4 protein-coding genes are annotated in these 1246 nt (G+C 62.1%); all 4 read left to right on the top strand.

Annotated features, from left to right (window positions below; translation table 11 throughout):
* On the top strand, positions 1-189 hold a 189-nt coding region (locus GWQ22_RS21460), incomplete at its 5' end, for a DUF2586 family protein (protein WP_275931622.1).
* Between the two features lie 3 nt (positions 190-192).
* Positions 193-648 carry a phage protein gene (locus GWQ22_RS21455; RefSeq protein WP_212514531.1) on the top strand — a complete coding sequence of 152 codons (456 nt, stop codon included), beginning with the start codon at positions 193-195 and terminating at the stop codon, positions 646-648.
* 9 nt (positions 649-657) lie between these two features.
* A complete protein-coding gene (locus GWQ22_RS21450) occupies positions 658-867 on the top strand; it encodes a TraR/DksA family transcriptional regulator (protein ID WP_275931621.1) in 210 nt (69 codons plus the stop codon).
* 23 nt (positions 868-890) lie between these two features.
* Positions 891-1208 carry a phage holin, lambda family gene (locus tag GWQ22_RS21445; RefSeq protein ID WP_212514529.1) on the top strand — a complete coding sequence of 106 codons (318 nt, stop codon included), beginning with the start codon at positions 891-893 and terminating at the stop codon, positions 1206-1208.
* Positions 1209-1246 lie beyond the last annotated feature (38 nt).

Raw genomic sequence — 1246 nt, 5'->3', positions numbered from 1 at the left:
AAGGCCACCACCATCAACGGCCAGCCGTTCCCGGGCGACATCGCCTCCCCCAAAGATGGCGACATCAGCATCCAGTGGACCGCCAAGAACCTGGTCTCTGTCTATGTGGTGGTGCGCACCGTGGACTGCCCCAAGGGGATCACCGTCAACATCATGCTCGATTTGAGCCTGAACAACGCAGAGGGCTAACCCGTGACCAAACGCTTCTCCGGCATCAACTTCGACACCACCTTGATGGGGGCCATGGTCCACGTCGAAAAGGCCAGCCTCTCCATCACCGACAACAGCGCCGTGGCCCAGACCCGGGGCATCCCGGATGGCTATGTGGATGGGGACGTTGCCGCCGAGTGTGAATTTGAACTCGACACCAAGAACTTCAAGTTGCTGGTTGGCGCCGCCAAGCGGGCGGGCAGCTGGCGTGGGATGGCGCCGGACGATGTGCTGTTCTACGCCAACACCGGCAGCGAGGAAATCAAGGTGGAAGCGTTCGGCGTCAAGCTCAATGCGGCCGACTTGCTCGACATCGATCCCAAGGGCGGCAGCAAGAGCGTGCACAAGGTGAAAGGCTTTGTGACCTCCCCCGATTTCGTTCACATCGATGGCGTGCCTTACCTCTCGAAGGAAGACACCCGCCACCTGCTGGGTTAAGGGGGCGCTGTGGACGATATCGACCGCGCCAACCAACACACCGCCCGCATGCTGGCCGCCAACCTGGCCAAGCAGGTGGGCAAGGGGCGCTACCAGGGCATGAGCCTGCATCAATGCGAGGAGTGCGACGACCCGATCCCCGAGGCCCGTCGCCACCATGTGCCGGGGGTGCGCCTGTGCGTCTCCTGCCAGACCCGCCTTGAACGGCTGGCCCGCTAACCCGAGCAACGGACATGAACGCCATGCCTCATAAAGACCCCATCATCGGTGCCCTGCTGCTGGCCTGGTTGATGGACAACCTGCCCACCGTCTATGGCACCGCCCTGGCCGTGTTAACCGCCTGGCTGCGCATCACCTATGGCGGGGGCAGTGGCCGCCGCCGGCTGCTGGAATCCGTCCTGTGTGGCGCGATCACCCTGGCATTTATCAGTGCCTTTGGCTGGTTCGGGATCCCGGGGGAAGCGGCCGGCTTTGTCGGTGGCATGGTCGGCCTTATCGGTGTGGAGACCATTCGCGGCCTTGCCGAGCGCTGGCTCAACACCAAATTACCGAAGGAGTGAACAGTTGTGATGACTGATCAAATGCAGATCCACAAAAT

It is taken from the genome of Aeromonas sp. 1HA1 (genome assembly GCF_029237385.1).
Taxonomy (GTDB): Bacteria; Pseudomonadota; Gammaproteobacteria; order Enterobacterales; family Aeromonadaceae; genus Aeromonas; species Aeromonas popoffii.
This window is presented reverse-complemented; position numbering and strand designations above follow the sequence as displayed.

What these genes read in the sequence shown, in the direction of transcription:
- GWQ22_RS21445 (WP_212514529.1), top strand. Translation starts at nt 891, where the DNA reads ATGCCTCATAAAGACCCCATCATCGGTGCCCTGCTGCTGGCCTGGTTG.